Genomic DNA, 18517 nt, shown 5'->3' on the forward strand with positions numbered 1-18517 from the left:
ATCGTGCTGGCCGGTTGTCTATTTATAGGGACCCGACCGCGCTAATCGATAAAAAACGGCAGCTTATCGCAGAGATAAATACCGTCAGGTGATAACTTTGCCCCGTAGCAAACCACTTCCACTCCCAACTGCCGGACCTGTGCCAACAGCGCCGCATAGCGCTCATCTATATGATGTGCCGGTGCGACCTGCTCAATACCGCTGTGTAACACGGCAAAGAACAACACCGCCCGTTGCCCGCTTTCAACCACGCTGAGCAACTCACGCAGGTGCTTTTGCCCTCTGAGCGTTACCGCATCAGGAAAGTAACCACGTTGTTGTTGCAGTAATGTGACTGACTTAACTTCAATATAGCAGTTAACCCGATTTTCTGCCTGTAATAACAAATCGATACGGCTGTTTTCACCGCCGTATTTCACTTCGCCGCTGATTTTACTGTAACCGGATAATTCATTGATTAAATTGTGTTCGATCGCCTCGCGCACCAGCGCGTTGGCACGCAGGGTGTTGACGCAGATCCAGTGCCCCTGTTGGGTATGGGTCAGTTCCCAGCTGTGGGCGTATTTGCGCTTGGGGTTATCCGAGGTGGAGTACCAAACGGTGTCGCCGGGCGTGGCGCAGCCGGTCATAGCGCCGGTATTGGCGCAGTGCAGCGTAAAGGTTTCCCCTTCCGGGGTGATCACGTCCGCCAGAAAGCGTTTGTAACGTTTTATCAGCGTGGCGGAACGCAGCGGTGGAGAGAAAATCATGCGGATGCCTGCGTGGCCAGCGGCCACTGTTCGAGGTGTTGGTAACGGGTGCGCCCGTTTTCAAACACCGACTCATACAAGGAAAAGGCGTCGGCGCTGAACGCCCAGCCCGGCGTCGCCGGCGGGATCGCCACCGGCTGGGTGGCGGCGCGCAGCAGCGTGATGTGCGGATGGAACGGCAACGCGCTTTGATGGCAGCCGCTGCGGGCGGCCTGCGAACGCAGCAGTTCGGCCAGCTGCAATAGCCCGCGCGGCGCGCGGCGGGTACCGAGCCAGACCACGCCGGGGCGCGGCCAATGGCCGAGATCGTCGAGCCGCATGCTGAAGCCGGGTTGCACGATGCGGCCGGCAAGTTTGCGCAGCGCCAGCTCTTTCTGCGCGGTGACTTCGCCGAGAAACGCCAGCGTCAGGTGCAAATTAGCCGCCGCCACCGGCCGGCCGGCCTCCGGCGCAAACGCCTCGGCGCGCCAGCGGATCACCTGCTGTTGCAGGGCGTCAGGCAAGGACAGGGCGAAAAACAGGCGGCGCGAATTGGACATGGAGACTCGGTAAATAATGACAAATCCGTCAGGAACAGATTTGAATGCGGCTTGCAGCGGCCTCGCGCGAAGCGGGACGCCTGGACGAACTCCGTACTATAGCTAACGGCGCCGCAGTTTGAAAGGCTACGGGGGCAAAGCTAATGCTACACTGTACGCCGTTTAACGTTAACCACCACGGAGAGTTCAGTGTCTTCATTGCCCGTCAGCGCGGTGCTTGATGAGTTGCTGGCTGCGTTGCAGTCCGCTCCTCAGGTACTGTTGCACGCCCCGACCGGCGCCGGTAAATCCACCTGGTTGCCGCTGCAGATCCTGGCTAAGGCCGGGTTGCCGGGGCGCATTATCATGCTGGAGCCGCGGCGGCTGGCGGCGAAAAACGTCGCTTATCGCCTGGCGCAGCAACTGGGGGAGGAGCCCGGCCAGACCGTGGGCTACCGCATGCGCGCCGAGAGTAAAAGCGGGCCGCAGACCCGGCTGGAAGTGGTGACGGAAGGCATTCTCACCCGCATGCTGCAGCAGGACCCCGAGCTGCAGGGCGTGTCGCTGGTGATCCTCGATGAGTTCCACGAACGCAGCCTGCAGGCCGATTTGGCGCTGGCGCTGCTGCTCGACGTGCAGCAAGGGCTGCGTGACGATCTGAAACTGCTGATCATGTCGGCCACCCTGGACAACGCGCGCCTGTCGCAGCTGCTGCCGGCAGCGCCGGTGGTGGTGTCCGAGGGGCGCAGCTTCCCGGTTGAACGTTTATATCAGCCGTTAGCCAGCCATCAGCGGCTGGAAGATGGCGTAGCGGCGGCGGTGAAGCGCCTGCTGGCCGAACAGCCGGGGTCTTTGCTGCTGTTCCTGCCGGGCGTGGCGGAGATCAATCGGGTGCTGGAGCGATTGACCGGCGAGGTGGCGAGCGATACCGATCTTTGCCCGCTTTATGGCGCGCTGCCTCTGGCGCAGCAGCAAAAAGCGATTCAGCCGGCGGCGGTTGGCCGCCGCAAGGTGGTGCTGGCGACCAACATCGCTGAAACCAGCCTGACGATCGAGGGCATTCGGCTGGTGGTGGACAGCGGCCTGGAACGCGTGGCGCGTTACGACGTACGCAACGGTTTGACGCGGCTGGCGACGCAGCGCATCAGTCAGGCCTCGATGGTGCAGCGCGCCGGGCGCGCCGGGCGTCTGGAGCCGGGCATTTGCTGGCATCTGTTCGCCAAAGAACAGGCGGAGCGCGCGGCGGAACACGCCGAACCGGACATTTTACAGAGCGATCTCACCGGCTTTTGGCTCGAGTTGCTGCAGTGGGGTTGCCACGACCCGGCGCAGCTGACCTGGCTGGATGCGCCTCCTGCCGCCGCATTGGCGGCGGCCAGGGCGCTGTTGCACCGGCTGGGGGCCACGGATGACGGTGGCAAACTTACCGCACCGGGGCGCCAGATGGCCGCGCTGGGATGCGAGCCGCGGCTGGCGGCGATGCTGACCGCCGGCGCGGCGCTGAGTGCCGACGGCCTGGCGACGGCGGCGTTGCTGGCGGCATTGCTGGAAGAACCGCCGCGCGGCGGGCAGATGGATATCGGCTACTGGCTGAGCCGCCCGCAACCGAACTGGCGGCAGCGTGCCGCGCAGTTGGCCAAACGCCTGCCGCAACGTGCAGGGCAAGTCGACGTCGATCTGGCGCCGCGGCTGTTGGCGCCGGCGTTTACCGATCGCATCGCCCAGCGGCGAGGCCAGGACGGCCGCTACCTGCTGGCCAACGGTCTGGGGGCGGCGATGAATCAGGATGAGGCGCTGTCGCGCGCGCCCTGGCTCATCGTCCCCAGCCTGTTGCAGGGCCACAACAGCCCCGATGCGCGCATCCTGTTGGCGCTGCCGGTGGACATCGACGCGCTGGCGGCGCAGCTGCCGGCGATCGTCACGCAGCGCACGACGGTGGAGTGGGATGACGAGAAGGGCACGCTGCGCGCCTGGAAACGCCAGCAGATCGGCCGTCTGACGCTGCGCGCCCAGCCGCTGGCCAAACCGGCGGACGAAGAGCTGCAGCAGGCGCTGCTCGATTGGGTGCGCGCACAGGGGCTGGCGGTGCTCAACTGGGAGGGCGCCGCCGAACAATTGCGGGTGCGCCTGCAGTGCGCGCAAGCCTGGCTGCCGGAGGCGGCATGGCCGGCGATGGATGAAGAGCCGCTGCTGGCGGCGCTGGAGCAGTGGCTGTTGCCGTCGCTGAACGGCGTGCGCGATCTGCGCGGCTTGAAGCAGGTCAACATCGCCGAGGCGCTGTCCCGCCTGCTGGACTGGCAGCAAAAGCAGCGGCTGGATAATGCGCTACCCACTCATTACACTGTGCCGACCGGCAGCCGCCTGCCGATCCGTTATGAGGCCGGCAAACCGCCGGCGCTGGCGGTGCGTTTGCAGGAGGTGTTCGGCGAGCAGCGCAGCCCGATGTTGGCGGAGGGTCGCATCCCGGTGGTGCTTGAGTTACTCTCACCGGCGCACCGGCCGTTGCAAATCACCGGCGATCTGGCGGCCTTCTGGCAAGGTGCCTACCGCGAGGTGCAAAAAGAGATGAAGGGCCGCTACCCGAAACACGTTTGGCCGGACGATCCGGCCACGGCGGTACCGACGCGCCGAACGAAGAAATATCAGTAGGTCGCGATCATTCAAGGTTTGGAATTCAGATGTTTCTTCTGGTCAGCGCTGCGGCGTAGGCACAGATTAAGCGACTAATCATGGCCGGCAGTGTCGGCAAGCTCGGAGAACAACAGCCATGGCTGGGGATGACCGCGAGCCCATCGGGCGCAAAGGAAAACAACCAAAAAATACCGCGTCGCGCAAGCCGCCGCGCCGTCGCCGAGACGACGATTATGACGATTACGAAGAAGACGAGTATGACGATGATGAGTATGAAGAGGAGGAGGAACGCATGCCGCGTAAGGTAAAAGCGACTCCGCCGCGTAAAAAACGCCGCTGGCTCGGCCTGATTATCAAACTGATCCTGGTGATCGCCGTCCTGTTGGCGATCTACGGCGTCTATCTGGATTCCCAGATCCGCAGCCGCATCGACGGCAAAGTCTGGCAGCTGCCGGCGGCGGTGTACGGCCGCATGGTCAACCTGGAACCGGGCATGCCGTACAGCAAGAAGGAAATGGTCAACCTGCTGGAAGGCATGCAATATCGCCAGGTCAGCCGCATGACGCGTCCGGGCGAGTTTACCGTGCAGGCCAACAGCATCGAGATGCTGCGCCGCCCGTTCGATTTCCCGGATGGTAAAGAAGGGCAGATCCGCGCCCGTCTCGATTTCCAGAACAACCGTCTGGCTAAGATCGAAAACCTGGACAGCGGCCGCAGCTTCGGCTTCTTCCGCCTCGATCCGCGCCTGATCACCATGCTGCAGTCGCCAAACGGTGAACAGCGTCTGTTCGTGCCGCGCGCCGGTTTCCCGGATCTGTTGGTGGATACGCTGATCGCCACGGAAGACCGCCACTTCTATGAGCATGACGGCATCAGCCCGTATTCCATCGGCCGTGCGGTGCTGGCCAACCTGACCGCCGGCCGTGCGGTGCAGGGCGGCAGTACCCTGACGCAGCAGCTGGTGAAGAACCTGTTCCTGACCAACGAACGCTCGCTGTGGCGTAAGGCCAATGAAGCCTATATGGCGCTGCTGGTCGATTACCGTTACAGCAAGGATCGCATTTTGGAGCTGTATCTGAACGAGGTGTACCTCGGCCAGAGCGGCAGCGACCAGATCCGCGGTTTCCCGTTGGCCAGCCTGTACTACTTCGGCCGGCCGGTGGACGAGCTGAGCCTCGATCAGCAGGCGCTGCTGGTCGGCATGGTCAAGGGCGCGTCGCTGTATAACCCGTGGCGTAACCCGAAACTGGCGCTGGAACGCCGCAATCTGGTGCTCAAGCTGCTGCAGAACCAGGGCGTGATCGACGGCGAGCTGTATGACATGCTGAGCGCGCGTCCGCTGGGCGTGCAGCCGAAAGGCGGCGTCATTACGCCACAGCCGGCCTTTATGCAGATGGTGCGTCAGGAGCTGCAGACCAGGCTGGGCGATAAGGTGAATGATCTGTCCGGCGTGAAGATTTTCACCACGCTGGATCCGGTGTCGCAAGACGCGGCGGAAAAAGCGGTCGAAGACGGCATCCCGGCGCTGCGCGCTGCGCGTCACGTGCAGGATCTGGAAGCGGCGATGGTGATCGTCGATCGCTTCAGCGGTGAAGTGCGCGCCATGGTCGGCGGCGCCAATCCGCAGTTCGCCGGTTTCAACCGCGCCATGCAGGCGCGCCGCCTGGTCGGCTCGCTGGCCAAGCCGCCGACGTACCTGACCGCGCTGTCCGAACCGGATAAATACCGCCTCAACACCTGGCTGGCGGATGCGCCGCTGTCGCTGAAACAGCCGAACGGCGCCGTCTGGCAGCCGAACAACTATGATCGCAAATTCCGCGGTCAGGTGATGCTGGTGGATGCGTTGGCCAACTCGCTGAACGTGCCGACGGTGAACCTTGGCCTGTCGGTGGGGCTGGATCAGATCAGCGCCACGCTGCAACGTCTGGGCATCCCGAAAGCGGAGATCAACCCGGTGCCTTCGATGCTGCTGGGGGCGATCGGCCTGACGCCGATGGAAGTCGCGCAGGAGTATCAGACCATCGCCAGCGGCGGTAACCGTGCGCCGCTGTCGGCGGTGCGTTCGGTGATCGCCGAAGACGGCACGGTGCTGTACCAGAGCTTCCCGCAGGCCGAACGCATGGTGCCGGCGCAGGCCGCTTACCTGACGCTGTACGCGATGCAGCAAGGTGTGGCGCGCGGGACTTCTCGCTCGCTGTCGGTGAAGTTCCCGAACTACAACCTGGCGGCGAAAACCGGTACCACCAACGATCTGCGCGACAGCTGGTTCGCCGGCATCGACGGCAAGGAAGTGGCGATCGCCTGGGTGGGGCGCGACAACAACGGCCCGGCCAAGCTGACCGGCGCCAACGGCGCGTTGACCCTGTATCGTCGTTATCTGGAAAACCAGACGCCGCTGCCGCTGATGCTGCAGCCGCCGGAAGGCATTAACCAGATGAGCATCGACTCTGCCGGCAACTTTATCTGCGGCGGCGGCAGCTGGCGCACCATCCCGGTCTGGACCGACAATCCGCAGGGATTGTGCCAGGCCAGCCAGGCGGCGGTGCAGCAACAGCAGCAACCGGCGGCGGGTGAGCAAAAAGATGGCGATGGCGTCGCCGGCTGGATCAAGGATATGTTCGGCCAGTAATCGCTACCGGGGCGTCGGCCCCGGTGAAAATTTTTTCTTTGTTATTAAGCCCGTAACCTTGGTTGCGGGCTTTTTTATTTTTTCGCTCGTTTTATTTCCCTGTTAACCGCATGGCTAAGCGCCTAATCCTTAACCTATTTACCCCATGAATTCGGCTTGCAGTTTAATTTGGCTTCTGCATAAAATGCGACGCTTATAATAATTATTATCGTTTACATTCTTCATTTAATAATTCATCAGAGAAATCAACTATGCCGACCAAGCGTCTTTCGTCATCCGCGGCCAAGCAGGGCCGTACCCCCGTCAGCGCGTTAGCGATCACCGTCGCTGCGGCGTTGGGCACGCTGGCGATGCCGGCTTTTTCCGCCGACGCCAAGCCGGCCGCCAAGGAAGACACGATTACCGTTGTGGGCGGCAGCAATACCGCCCAGCAGGAAAGCGCCTGGGGGCCGGTCGGCACCTATGTCGCCAAACGCAGCGCCACCGGCACCAAAACCGATACGCCAATCGAGAAGAACCCGCAGTCCGTTTCCGTAGTGACGCGTGAAGAGATGGACATGCGCCAGCCGGATACGGTGAAGGGCGCACTGGCCTATACGCCGGGTGTGATGATTGGAAATCGCGGTGCCTCCACCGCCTATGATGCAGTGAACATCCGTGGTTTCAGCTCGGTAGGTACCAATATGTATCTGGATGGCCTGAAACTGCAGGACGATAACTATTCGATTTATCAGATAGACCCTTACTTCCTTGAGCGAGCGGAAGTACTGCGCGGACCGTCTTCGGTATTGTACGGCAAAAGCAACCCTGGTGGGGTGGTCGCGCTGGTCAGTAAGCGGCCGACAACAGAGACGCTGCGCGAAGTTCAATTCAAAATGGGGACAGATAATCTGTTCCAGACCGGTTTTGACTTCAGTGACGCTTTGGATGATGCGGGGGTTTACTCATATCGTCTGACGGGGGTTGCGCGCGATGAAGATCAGCAGCAGGTTGGCGAGAAAAGTAAACGTTATGCTATTGCTCCTTCCTTCAGTTGGCGACCTGATGATCGCACTTCTTTGACTTTCCTCAGCAGCTTCCAGGATGATCCTAGCGTTGGCTTCTATGGCTGGTTGCCGAAAGAAGGTACGGTGCAAAATGGTATCAACGGTAAGTTACCGACCAGTTTCAACGATGGTGAGCCTGGCTATAACAACATTTCCCGCAAGCAGCAAATGGTCGGATATGCCTTTGAGCATAGTTTTGATGATGTTTGGACCGTGCGCTAAAACCTGCGTTATTCGAAAATGGATGTGGACTACCGTTCTATTTACGGCCTAGGCATTGATCCAGATAATTCAGCTGAGCTGAAGCGTGGCGTGATGAATTCCAAAGAGCATATGTCCAGCTTTGCGGTCGACACACAGGCACAGGCTAAATTTGCGACCGGGCAAGTTGACCATATCTTGTTGATGGGTGTGGATTATATGCGTATGCGCAATGATGTTGTGTATCAATATGGCAGTGCATCCAATCTGAATGTCATCGCTCCACAGTACGGCAATCGGAGCTATACCATTACCGGTGGTGCCAGTCAGGTTAACCGTCAGGAGCAGACCGGCCTGTATGTGCAAGATCAGGCTGAATGGAACAACTGGGTTCTGACGATGGGGGGGCGCTATGATTGGAGCGATACCAATAGCACCAATCGCCTGAACCAGAATTCCGTCTCTAAGCAGCAGGATAACCAGTTTACCGGCCGTGCTGGCTTGAACTATGTTTTCGAAAACGGCATCGCGCCTTATGTCAGCTACAGCGAATCGTTTGAGCCAACCTCAGGCACTGATTTTTCAGGTAATACGTTTGCTGCCTCTAAAGGCAAGCAGTATGAGGCTGGGGTTAAATACGCACCTAAGGATCGTCCGATCACCGCCAGTTTGGCGCTTTACCAGTTGACTAAAACCAACAATAAAGTGGCTGACTTAGAACATCCGTTCTTTAGCGTCCAGGGAGGGGAGGTCCGTTCTCGTGGGATTGAGTTGGAGGCGAAAGCGGCCTTGTCGGCTAACCTCAATCTGTTGGGCTCTTACACCTACACGGATGCTGAATATACTAAAGATACTTCGCTACAGGGGAATACACCTTCCGCTATCCCTAAACACATGGCTTCTCTGTGGGCGGATTACACCTTCCATGAAACTGCGATTAGCGGTTTGACCTTGGGTTCAGGCGTTCGCTATGTTGGCTCCAGCTATGGTGACGAGGCCAATACGTTTAAAGTGAAGGATTACACGGTGTTTGATGCCGCGATAAAATATGATCTGGCGCGTTTCAATTTGCCAGGATCTTCAATTGGCATCAATGTGAACAACCTGTTTGATAAGGAATATGTCTCCAGCTGCTTTGCTACTTATGGCTGCTACTGGGGCGCAGAACGCCAGGTGGTCGCCACCGCAACCTTCCGTTTCTAACCGGATAGCCGGGGCGGCACTGCGTCGCCCCGGACAAAGCAGGATCTATGCAGGACAAACTTCTTAATCCCGGCGCGACCTTCGCGCTGGATAACGCCAGCTTCGCCGTCCCCGGCCGGGTGCTGTTGCAACCGCTGTCGCTCAGTTTTCCCCAGGGCAAAGTCTGCGGCCTGATCGGCCATAACGGTTCCGGTAAATCCACCCTGTTGAAACTGCTCGGGCGGCATCATGCGCCCAGCGGCGGTCAGGTTTTGCTCAATCGGCAGCCGTTGGCGCAGTGGGACAGCAAATCCTTCGCCCGCCAGGTGGCCTACTTGCCGCAGCAGTTGCCGGCGGCGGAAGGCATGACGGTGCGCGAGCTGGTGGCCTCGGCCGCTATCCGTGGCACGGCGCGCTGGGGCGTTTTGGCGCCAACGATCGCCAATTGGTGGAGGAGGCCATCGCGCTGGTGGGGCTGAAGCCGTTCGCCAGCCGCCTGGTGGACAGCCTCTCCGGCGGCGAGCGCCAACGCGCCTGGCTGGCGATGATGGTGGCGCAGGACAGCCGCTGCCTGCTGCTTGACGAACCGACCTCGGCGCTGGACATCGCGCACCAGGTCGAGGTGCTGGCGCTGATCCAGCGCCTGAGCCGCGAACGCGATCTCACGGTGATCGCCGTGCTGCACGACATCAACATGGCGGCACGCTATTGCGACCATCTGGTGGCGCTGCGCGGCGGTGAAATGATCGCCCAGGGCGGCCCGCTGGAACTGATGCAGGGGCCGGTGCTGGAACAAATTTACGGTATTCCTATGGGCACGTTGCCGCACCCGAGCGGTGGCGCGCCGGTGAGTTTTGTCTACTGATGTCCTCTGCATTCACTTCTTCTCACGATCCGCTGCGCCGCCGTTTGTTGATGGCGCTGGCGCTGTCGCCGCTGTTGGGTTCGTTGCCCGGTCGAGCGGCGGATGCGCCGTCGGATATCGCCCGCGTTGCGGCGCTGGAATGGTTGCCGATCGAACTGCTGTTGGCATTGGGCATGACGCCGCTGGCGGTGGCCGATGTGCATAACTACAACCTGTGGGTGGCGGAGCCGAAGCTGCCGGCGACGGTGGTCGACGTCGGCCAGCGCACCGAACCTAACCTCGAACTGCTGCAGCAGCTCCAGCCTTCGCTGGTGTTGCTGTCGCAAGGCTATGGCCCAACGCCGCAAAAAATCCAACCCATCGCGCCAACCATGAGCTTCGGCTTCAACGACGGCAGCGGCAAACCGCTGACCGTCGCCCGCCAGTCGCTGCTGGCGCTGGGGCAACGATTGGGCATAGAAAGCCGCGCGGTACAGCACCTGGCGCAGTTTGACCGCTTTATGCAGGACGCGCGTCAGCGCCTGCAAAGCTACACCCGGCAACCGCTGCTGCTGTTTTCACTGATCGACACGCGCCATGCGTTGATCATCGGCCAGAAAAGCCTGTTCCAGGAGGCGATGGATCAACTGGGCATCCGCAATGCCTGGCAGGAAGAAACCAATTTCTGGGGCACGGCGGTGGTGGGCATTGAACGGTTGGCCACGGTGCGTAATGCCCGGGTCATCTATCTCGATCACGGTAATCAGGCGATGATGGACAAGGTCAGCGCGACGCCGCTGTGGCAGTCGTTGCCCTTCGTGCGGCAAAACCAGCTGCGGCAGGTGCCGGCGGTGTGGTTCTACGGTGCCACGCTGTCGACGATGCGGTTTTGCCGCCTGTTGGCGCAGGCTCAGGAGAGTGCGTCATGAGTTCGGGCATCCGGAAATTGCCGCTGACGCTGATCCTACTGTTGCTGGCGGCGGCAGGTGGCCTGACGATATACAACCTGGCGCAGCAGCTGCCGCCGGCGCAATGGGCGCGGGCGCTCAGCGCGCCGGACATCGACGACGTGCGGCAAATGCTGTTCCATTACAGCCTGTTGCCGCGGTTGACGGTGTCGCTGTTGGCCGGCGCCGGTCTGGGGTTGGTCGGCGTGCTGTTCCAGCAGGTGTTGCGCAATCCGTTGGCGGAGCCGTCGACGCTCGGCGTGGCCGCCGGCGCGCAGCTTGGCCTGACCATCGCCACGCTGTGGGTGCTGCCGGGAGGTGAGTTTACCCGCCAGCTGGCCGCTATGGTGGGCGCGATTGTGGTGGGCGGGCTGGTGTTCGGCGTCGCCTGGGGCAAACGGATGTCGCCGGTCACGCTGATTCTGGCCGGGCTGGTGCTGGGGCTGTACTGCGGTGCGGTCAACAGCCTGTTGGCGCTGTTTCATTACGATCAGCTGCAGGGCATGTTCCTGTGGGGCACTGGTGCGTTGAACCAACAGGACTGGAGCGCCGTGCGGTTCCTCCTGCCGCGTTTGCTGGTGGCTGGCCTGTTGGCGGCGCTGTTGCTGCGCCCGCTGACGCTGCTGGGGCTGGACGACGGTGTGGCGCGCAACCTGGGGTTAGGGCTATCGATGGCGCGCTTCTGTGCTTTGGGGTTGGCCATCATCTTCAGCGCCATGTTGGTGAGCGCGGTGGGCGTTATCGGCTTTATCGGCCTGTTTGCACCGCTGATGGCGAAGATGCTGGGGGCTCGCCGCCTGGCGCACCGCATGATGCTGGCGCCGCTGCTGGGGGCGCTGTTGCTGTGGCTGACCGATCAGGTGATGCTCGGGGTAACGCAGGTGTGGCGCGAGATCCCGACCGGCGCGGCCACCGCGCTGTTCGGCGCGCCGCTACTGCTGTGGCTGCTGCCGCGGTTGCGCAGCGCCGCCACGCCGCCGCCGATGAACCTCGGCGACAAGGTGCCTGCCGAACGCGGGAATCTGCCCGGCTGGATCCTGGTGGGCGGCCTCGTGCTGCTGATCGGCCTGGCGCTGGCGTTGATGTTGGGCAAAAATGCCGGCGGCTGGCACTGGAGCCTGGGCGCGGAACTGGACGCTCTGCTGCCGTGGCGCTGGCCGCGCGTGCTGTCGGCGCTGGCGGCGGGCATGATGCTGGCGGTCGCCGGCACGCTGATCCAGAAGTTGACCGGCAACCCGATGGCCAGCCCGGAAGTGTTGGGCATCAGCTCCGGCGCCGCTTTTGGCGTCGTGATGATGCTGTTTATGGTGCCGGGCGACGCCTTCGTGTGGCTGCTGCCCGCCGGCAGTCTGGGAGCGGCCGCCACGTTGCTGATCATCATGATCGCCGCAGGCCGCGGCGGTTTCTCGACCGAACGCATGCTGCTGGCCGGTATCGCGCTCAGCACCGCCTTTACCACCGTCATCTTCCTGCTGTTGGCCAGCGGCGATCCGCGTATGGGGGGCTTGCTGACCTGGCTCTCCGGTTCGACCTATTCGGTGGAGCCGGCGCAGGCGCTGCGCACCGCGCTGATCGCCGCCGGATTGCTGGTATTGGCGCCGCTGTGCCGCCGCTGGCTGACCATCCTGCCGCTCGGCGGCGCCACCGCCCGTTCTGTGGGCATTGCGCTGACGCCGGCGCGGTTGAGCATTCTGTTGCTGGCTGCCACCCTGACCGCGATGGCGACCCTGACTGTAGGGCCGCTGAGCTTTGTCGGGCTGATGGCGCCGCATATGGCGCGCATGCTGGGCTTCCGCCGCGCGCTGCCGCAAATGGTGATCGCCGCGCTGCTGGGCGGCTTGCTGATGGTGTTTGCCGACTGGTGCGGACGGATGCTGCTGTTCCCGTATCAGATCCCCGCCGGGTTATTGGCGACCTTTATCGGTGCACCGTACTTCGTGTATCTGTTGCGTAAGCAGACCTCGTAAGCGGCGTCTCGGCTGCGTTTTCTCTGTCATCAAAGGCTCAGCGTTGCTGGGCCTTTTTTTATTTTTCATGATGTTGCAAGGCGCTGCGAACGGATGCGCAAAAACGATATTGCGTGCGAAAAGGAGCGCGAGGCGTGGCGGTGAGATGAATATACTTCGGGCGGGTGCTCTGGATCTTTGTCTCTGGAGCTTCTGCGAAAGGTACAAAGAGAAAAGCCCCGAGTCGATATTCATCAACCCGAGGCCTACTCTAACGCGTCACAACGTTAAGTTAGCCTCTTACCCGCCGCGAGGCAAGGAGAAGAAGGCATGATGCCGAACAAACGCAGCCCGTTAAAACTGGTGATTATTTGTGCCACGGTAATATCACTGGCATGGATAACCCGCAGCACGCTGTGTGAGCTGCGGATCCGAGCGGGCACTACGGAGGTTGCGGCCATTTTGGCTTACGAATCCGAACGGTAAGGCAACCCGGCGGCGGGGGCGGTGCCTCCGCCGGCCGGCAGTCGATGCGTTGATCCAGGAGCACCCATCCGCTCAAAAAAAAACGGCGAGCCAGGGCTCGCCGTTTTCATGTTGATGTCGGGGCTTATTTCAGGCCGGCGGCATCGCGCAGCAGCGCGGCTTTGTCGGTCGCTTCCCACGGGAAGTGCTCGCGGCCGAAGTGGCCGTAGGCAGCGGTTTCGCGGTAGATCGGCTGCAGCAGATCCATCATCTGGATCAGGCCATATGGGCGCAGATCGAAGAATTCGCGCACCAGCAGCGTCAGCTGTTCGGTTGGCACTTTCTCGGTACCGAAGGTTTCCACCATGATGGAGGTCGGTTCCGCTACGCCGATAGCGTAAGACACCTGGATTTCGCAACGATCGGCCAGGCCGGCGGCAACGATGTTTTTCGCCACGTAGCGTGCCGCGTAGGCCGCGGAACGGTCAACCTTGGACGGATCCTTACCGGAGAAGGCGCCGCCGCCGTGGCGCGCCATGCCGCCGTAGGTGTCGACGATGATCTTACGGCCGGTCAGGCCGCAGTCGCCCATCGGGCCGCCGATAACGAAACGGCCGGTCGGGTTGATGTGGTATTTGGTGCCCGCCGTCAGCCATTCCGCCGGCAGGACCGGTTTGATGATCTCTTCCATCACCGCTTCTTGCAGATCTTTCAGCGCGATGTCTTCGGAATGCTGGGTGGACAGCACCACGGCGTCGATGCCGACGATTTTGCCGTCGTCGTACTGGAAGGTCACCTGGCTCTTCGCGTCCGGACGCAGCCACGGCAGGGTGCCGTTTTTACGCACTTCGGACTGGCGCTGCACCAGACGGTGCGCGTAGGTCACCGGGGCCGGCATCAGCACGTCGGTTTCGTTGGTGGCGTAGCCAAACATCAAGCCCTGATCGCCGGCGCCCTGCTCGAGAGGATCGGTACGGTCAACGCCCTGATTGATATCCGGGGATTGTTTGCCGATGGCGCTCAATACTGCGCAGGAGTTGGCGTCAAAGCCCATGTCCGAATGAACGTAGCCGATCTCGCGCACGGTCTTGCGGGTGATCTCTTCGATATCGACCCAGGCGCTGGTGGTGATTTCACCGCCGACCAGCACCATGCCGGTTTTCACGTAGGTTTCGCAGGCGACGCGCGCCTTCGGATCTTGTTCCAGGATGGCGTCGAGGACGGCATCGGAGATCTGATCGGCGATTTTATCGGGATGTCCTTCGGAGACGGATTCGGACGTGAAGAGGTGTTTAGCCATTGTGTTCTTTACCTTGCATAAGACGGGTTAGAAATTACTGCACAGCGCTGGAGATCCGGCATCAAAGCGAAGGGTCTTCCGCTGATGGCGCGAGATGCATCCTGCAACGCCCCTCAGGCAAAGCCGTTAAGCAGTTTATCAGTTAACCAGTATAGATGGATTAACATCTGGACGTCTATTTTAGGTCAGGGTTTAGCCAGATTGCCAGTAATTTTTTGCGCTTTCGCTCTTTTGCGCAAACGGGTTGGCGCCATTTTCATCGCTTGAAACAGTTTTCGGCGAATTTTCATTTTGCTTTTTCACCTGCTTACCGGTATAAACTGCGCGCGCGGTTCATTTGCTGCACAGTACAGCGGTCTTGAGTGGGGGAAGGCGCGATAAACTTCCGCTTTGCATTCGCCGCCGTTGCGCTATTATCCGTCGCAGGCGTTCTCCGTGAGCGCCGCCGCTTCATCGAACGGTCACGTTCTTACACTATTTTAGAGGCTTGGTCGTTCACTCCGAACGGCGCGCGTGGAGGTGGTTGGATTAATGATCCGTTGTCTACCGGTTGTTGGTTCCCAACAGCAGTGCCGTTCTGGCGCACATTCTTCTGCTATTTCCCGTCTTGTCTCTTTGTCACTTACCAGGTGCGATAAACACTTGGCCGCTACTCAGGATTCTCGGGCCGGCTAATGGTCGTCTGAAGAACTGAACAAGGGTAGCCTGCAGCCTTCCTGTGGGATGTTTCTTGGCCCGATTCACGAGGTTTGAACAGGGTGTCTTACAATTATATGAGTGATAAACCGATCGCTGACCGCGAACGGCGGTTCTCTTCGCTGCCGCCAGCGCGGCTTGTTGGGTTGTTCTCGCGGGTGGTAGCTGCGATAGTGGCTGACGGTTTCGTCAGTGCGGAATGTGAGGCGAACCATGTCTGATGATCTGTTGATTCACCGCCCGCCGGTTGCGGGCGAGTCTTTATCTTTGCGCTCCATGCAGGAGGTTGCCATGAATGATCGTAATGCCAGCAAGATGCTGCGTACTTATAACGTCGCCTACTGGGGCAACAATTACTATGACGTCAACGAGCTGGGCCATATCAGCGTGTGCCCGGACCCGGATGTCCCGCAGGCGCGCGTCGATCTGGCAGAACTGGTGAAAACGCGCCAGCAAGACGGCCAACGTTTGCCTGCGCTGTTCTGCTTCCCGCAGATCCTTCAGCATCGCCTGCGTTCGATCAACGCCGCGTTTAAACGCGCGCGTGAGTCTTTCGGTTACCAGGGCGGCTATTTCCTGGTGTATCCGATCAAGGTGAACCAACATCGCCGCGTGATTGAGTCGCTGGTGAACTCTGGCGAACCGCTGGGGCTGGAAGCCGGCTCCAAGGCCGAGCTGATGGCGGTGCTGGCGCATGCCGGCATGACCCGCTCGGTGATCGTCTGTAACGGCTATAAAGATCGTGAATATATTCGCCTGGCGCTGATCGGCGAAAAACTGGGGCATAAGGTGTACCTGGTGATCGAGAAGATGTCCGAGATCAACCTGGTGCTGGAAGAGGCTGAGCGGCTGAACGTGGTGCCGCGCCTGGGCGTGCGTGCGCGCCTGGCGTCTCAGGGCTCCGGCAAATGGCAGTCGAGCGGCGGCGAAAAATCCAAGTTCGGTCTGGCGGCGGTGCAGGTGCTGAAGCTGGTGGAAACCCTGCGCGAAGCGGGCCGTCTCGACAGCCTGCAACTGCTGCATTTCCACTTGGGCTCGCAGCTGGCCAACATTCGCGATATCGCCACCGGCGTGCGCGAATCGGCGCGCTTTTACGTTGAACTGCACAAGCTGGGCGTCAACATTCAGTGCTTCGACGTGGGCGGCGGCTTGGGCGTCGACTACGAAGGCACCCGCTCGCAGTCCGACTGCTCGGTGAACTACGGCCTGAACGAATACGCCAACAACGTGATTTGGGGTATCGGCGATGCCTGTAACGAACACGGCCTGCCGCACCCGACGGTGATCACCGAGTCCGGCCGCGCCGTGACCGCGCACCATACGGTGCTGGTTTCCAACGTGATCGGCGTCGAGCGCAACGAATTCAGCGAACCGTTGCCGCCGGAAGCCGACGCGCCGCGCGCGCTGGAAAGCATGTGGGAAACCTGGCTGGAAATGAACGAGCCGGAGAACCGCCGCTCGCTGCGCGAATGGCTGCACGACAGCCAGATGGATCTGCACGACGTGCATACCCAATACGCGCACGGCATGCTGGATCTGACCAAGCGCGCCTGGGCCGAGCAGCTGTATCTGAACATCTGCAACAAGATCCAGCAGCAGCTCGATCCGAGCAATCGCGCGCACCGTCCAATCATCGACGAGCTGCAAGAGCGCATGGCGGACAAGTTCTACGTCAATTTCTCGCTGTTCCAGTCGATGCCGGATGCCTGGGGTATCGATCAGCTGTTCCCGGTGCTGCCGCTGGAAGGGCTGGATAAGCCGCCGGAAGGCCGTGCGGTGCTGCTCGACATCACCTGCGATTCCGACGGCACTATCGACCATTACGTCGACGGCGACGGCGTGGCGACCACCATGCCGATGCCGCCGTACGATCCGGAGAACCCGCCGGCGCTGGGCTTCTTCATGGTCGGCGCGTACCAGGAGATCCTCGGCAACATGCACAACCTGTTCGGCGACACCGCCTCGGTTGACGTGTACGTGTTCCCGGACGGCAGCGTCGAGACCGAGTTGTCCGACGAGGGCGACACCGTGGCGGACATGCTGGAGTACGTGCAGCTCGATCCGGGTGCGCTGCTGGCCAAGTTCCGCGATCAGGTCAAAGAAACCGATCTGGACAGCGAGCTGCAGGCGCAATTCCTGGAAGAGTTTGAAGCCGGCCTGTACGGCTACACGTATCTGGAAGACGAGTAACTGCCCTCTTCAGGGGGGCGATATCGGCCCCCTTGAAGCATGGATAAAATGCGGCCATAATCAGCCGTATCGGTAGCACCGAAACAAACATCGAACAAATCCCTTTCTCGTCGGGCTAACGACGCGGGAGGGATTTTTTTTTGTAACGGCCCGGCCTCTGCGCCCGGCAACTTGTTGAACTACGAGGGTTTACTATGAGCACCTTAGGCCATCAGTCCGATAATTCATTAGTGTCCAACGCCTTTGGTTTCCTGCGCTTTCCGCTGAACTTCATGCCTTACGACAGCGATGCAGAGTGGGTCATCACCGGCATTCCGTTTGACATGGCGACCTCCGGTCGCGCCGGCGGCCGTCACGGCCCGGCGGCCATCCGTCAGGTGTCCACCAACCTGGCCTGGGAAGGCAACCGCTGGCCGTGGAGCTTCGATCTGCGCGATCGTCTGAACGTGGTTGACTGCGGCGACATCGTGTTCAACTTCGGCGACGCGCAGGACATGAGCGACAAGCTGCAGGCGCACGCGGAGAAACTGCTGAAGGCCGGTAAGCGCATGCTCTCGTTCGGCGGCGACCACTTCGTGACCCTGCCGCTGCTGCGCGCGCACGCCAAGCATTTCGGCAAGCTGGCGCTGGTGCACTTCGACGCCCACACCGATACCTACGCCAACGGCAGCAAGTTCGACCACGGCACCATGTTCTACCATGCCCCGAACGAAGGCTTGATCGATCCGCACCACTCGGTGCAGATCGGCATTCGTACCGAGTTCGATCATGACAACGGTTTTACCGTGCTGGACGCCGCGCAGGTGAACGATCGCAGCGTGGACGACCTGCTGACCCAGATCAAGGGCATCGTCGGCGATATGCCGGTGTATCTGACCTTCGACATCGACTGCCTGGATCCGGCGTTCGCACCGGGCACCGGCACGCCGGTGATCGGCGGCCTGACCTCCGATCGCGCGCTGAAGCTGGTGCGCGGCATGCAGTCGCTGAACATCGTCGGCATGGACGTGGTGGAAGTGGCGCCGGCTTATGACCAGTCCGAGATCACCGCGCTGGCCGCGGCGACCCTGGGTCTGGAGATGCTGTACCTGCAGGCGGCCAAGAAACACGCCTGACGCCAGGCTACTCCTCGCTGAAAAAGCGGCTTCCATCGTATGGGGGCCGCTTTTTTTA

General features: G+C 61.0%; 10 protein-coding genes and 2 pseudogenes. 9 read left to right on the forward strand and 3 right to left on the reverse strand.

The window, feature by feature from the left end:
- Nucleotides 1–41 precede the first annotated feature (41 nt).
- Together sfsA and thpR are read right to left on the reverse strand one after the other, a co-directional pair.
- Nucleotides 42–749 carry a DNA/RNA nuclease SfsA gene (gene sfsA, locus REA38_RS14505; protein WP_004937572.1) on the reverse strand — a complete coding sequence of 236 codons (708 nt, stop codon included), beginning with the start codon at nucleotides 747–749 and terminating at the stop codon, nucleotides 42–44.
- Nucleotides 746–1288: an RNA 2',3'-cyclic phosphodiesterase gene (gene thpR, locus REA38_RS14510; RefSeq protein ID WP_033649609.1), complete on the reverse strand. Its 543-nt coding sequence runs from the start codon at nucleotides 1286–1288 to the stop codon at nucleotides 746–748. The genes sfsA and thpR overlap by 4 nt, the downstream gene beginning before the upstream one ends.
- A gap of 189 nt (nucleotides 1289–1477) precedes the next feature.
- Between thpR and hrpB the strand changes: the two genes are divergently transcribed.
- The 7 genes and pseudogenes from hrpB to REA38_RS14545 all read left to right on the forward strand — a co-directional run bounded on the left by hrpB (nucleotide 1478) and on the right by REA38_RS14545 (nucleotide 13179).
- Nucleotides 1478–3916, forward strand: a complete 2439-nt coding sequence (hrpB, locus tag REA38_RS14515) for an ATP-dependent helicase HrpB (RefSeq protein ID WP_308886096.1) — start codon at nucleotides 1478–1480, stop codon at nucleotides 3914–3916.
- Nucleotides 3917–4034: 118 nt separating this feature from the next.
- Complete coding sequence (gene mrcB, locus REA38_RS14520; protein WP_033654687.1) at nucleotides 4035–6527, forward strand: bifunctional glycosyl transferase/transpeptidase; 2493 nt, start codon at nucleotides 4035–4037, stop codon at nucleotides 6525–6527.
- Nucleotides 6528–6778: 251 nt separating this feature from the next.
- Nucleotides 6779–8977 (forward strand): annotated as a pseudogene (gene fhuA / locus REA38_RS14525) (ferrichrome porin FhuA).
- Between the two features lie 47 nt (nucleotides 8978–9024).
- Nucleotides 9025–9821, forward strand: a pseudogene (gene fhuC, locus REA38_RS14530) (Fe3+-hydroxamate ABC transporter ATP-binding protein FhuC).
- Nucleotides 9821–10729, forward strand: coding sequence for a Fe(3+)-hydroxamate ABC transporter substrate-binding protein FhuD (fhuD, locus tag REA38_RS14535; RefSeq protein WP_308886098.1), 909 nt, complete (start codon nucleotides 9821–9823; stop codon nucleotides 10727–10729). The pseudogene fhuC and the gene fhuD overlap by 1 nt, the downstream one beginning before the upstream one ends.
- A complete protein-coding gene (fhuB, locus tag REA38_RS14540) occupies nucleotides 10726–12714 on the forward strand; it encodes a Fe(3+)-hydroxamate ABC transporter permease FhuB (protein ID WP_033635906.1) in 1989 nt (662 codons plus the stop codon). Before fhuD ends, fhuB begins: the two co-directional genes overlap by 4 nt.
- Before the next feature lie 312 nt (nucleotides 12715–13026).
- On the forward strand, nucleotides 13027–13179 hold the full coding sequence (locus tag REA38_RS14545; protein WP_033649633.1) for a Hok/Gef family protein: 153 nt from the start codon (nucleotides 13027–13029) through the stop codon (nucleotides 13177–13179).
- A 124-nt stretch (nucleotides 13180–13303) separates the two neighbouring features.
- On the opposite strand, the gene metK is transcribed toward REA38_RS14545, so the two are convergent.
- The gene (gene metK, locus REA38_RS14550) at nucleotides 13304–14458 is read right to left on the reverse strand and encodes a methionine adenosyltransferase (RefSeq protein ID WP_033654692.1); all 1155 of its coding nucleotides are present in this window, start codon (nucleotides 14456–14458) and stop codon (nucleotides 13304–13306) included.
- A 909-nt stretch (nucleotides 14459–15367) separates the two neighbouring features.
- Between metK and speA the strand changes: the two genes are divergently transcribed.
- Nucleotides 15368–17344, forward strand: coding sequence for a biosynthetic arginine decarboxylase (speA, locus tag REA38_RS14555; RefSeq protein WP_033649617.1), 1977 nt, complete (start codon nucleotides 15368–15370; stop codon nucleotides 17342–17344).
- A 194-nt stretch (nucleotides 17345–17538) separates the two neighbouring features.
- On the forward strand, nucleotides 17539–18459 hold the full coding sequence (gene speB / locus REA38_RS14560) for an agmatinase (protein WP_004937606.1): 921 nt from the start codon (nucleotides 17539–17541) through the stop codon (nucleotides 18457–18459).
- The last annotated feature ends 58 nt before the right edge of the window (nucleotides 18460–18517 follow it).

The organism is Serratia sp. MF1(2023) (genome assembly GCF_030954545.1).
In the GTDB taxonomy this organism is placed as follows: Bacteria; Pseudomonadota; Gammaproteobacteria; order Enterobacterales; family Enterobacteriaceae; genus Serratia; species Serratia sarumanii.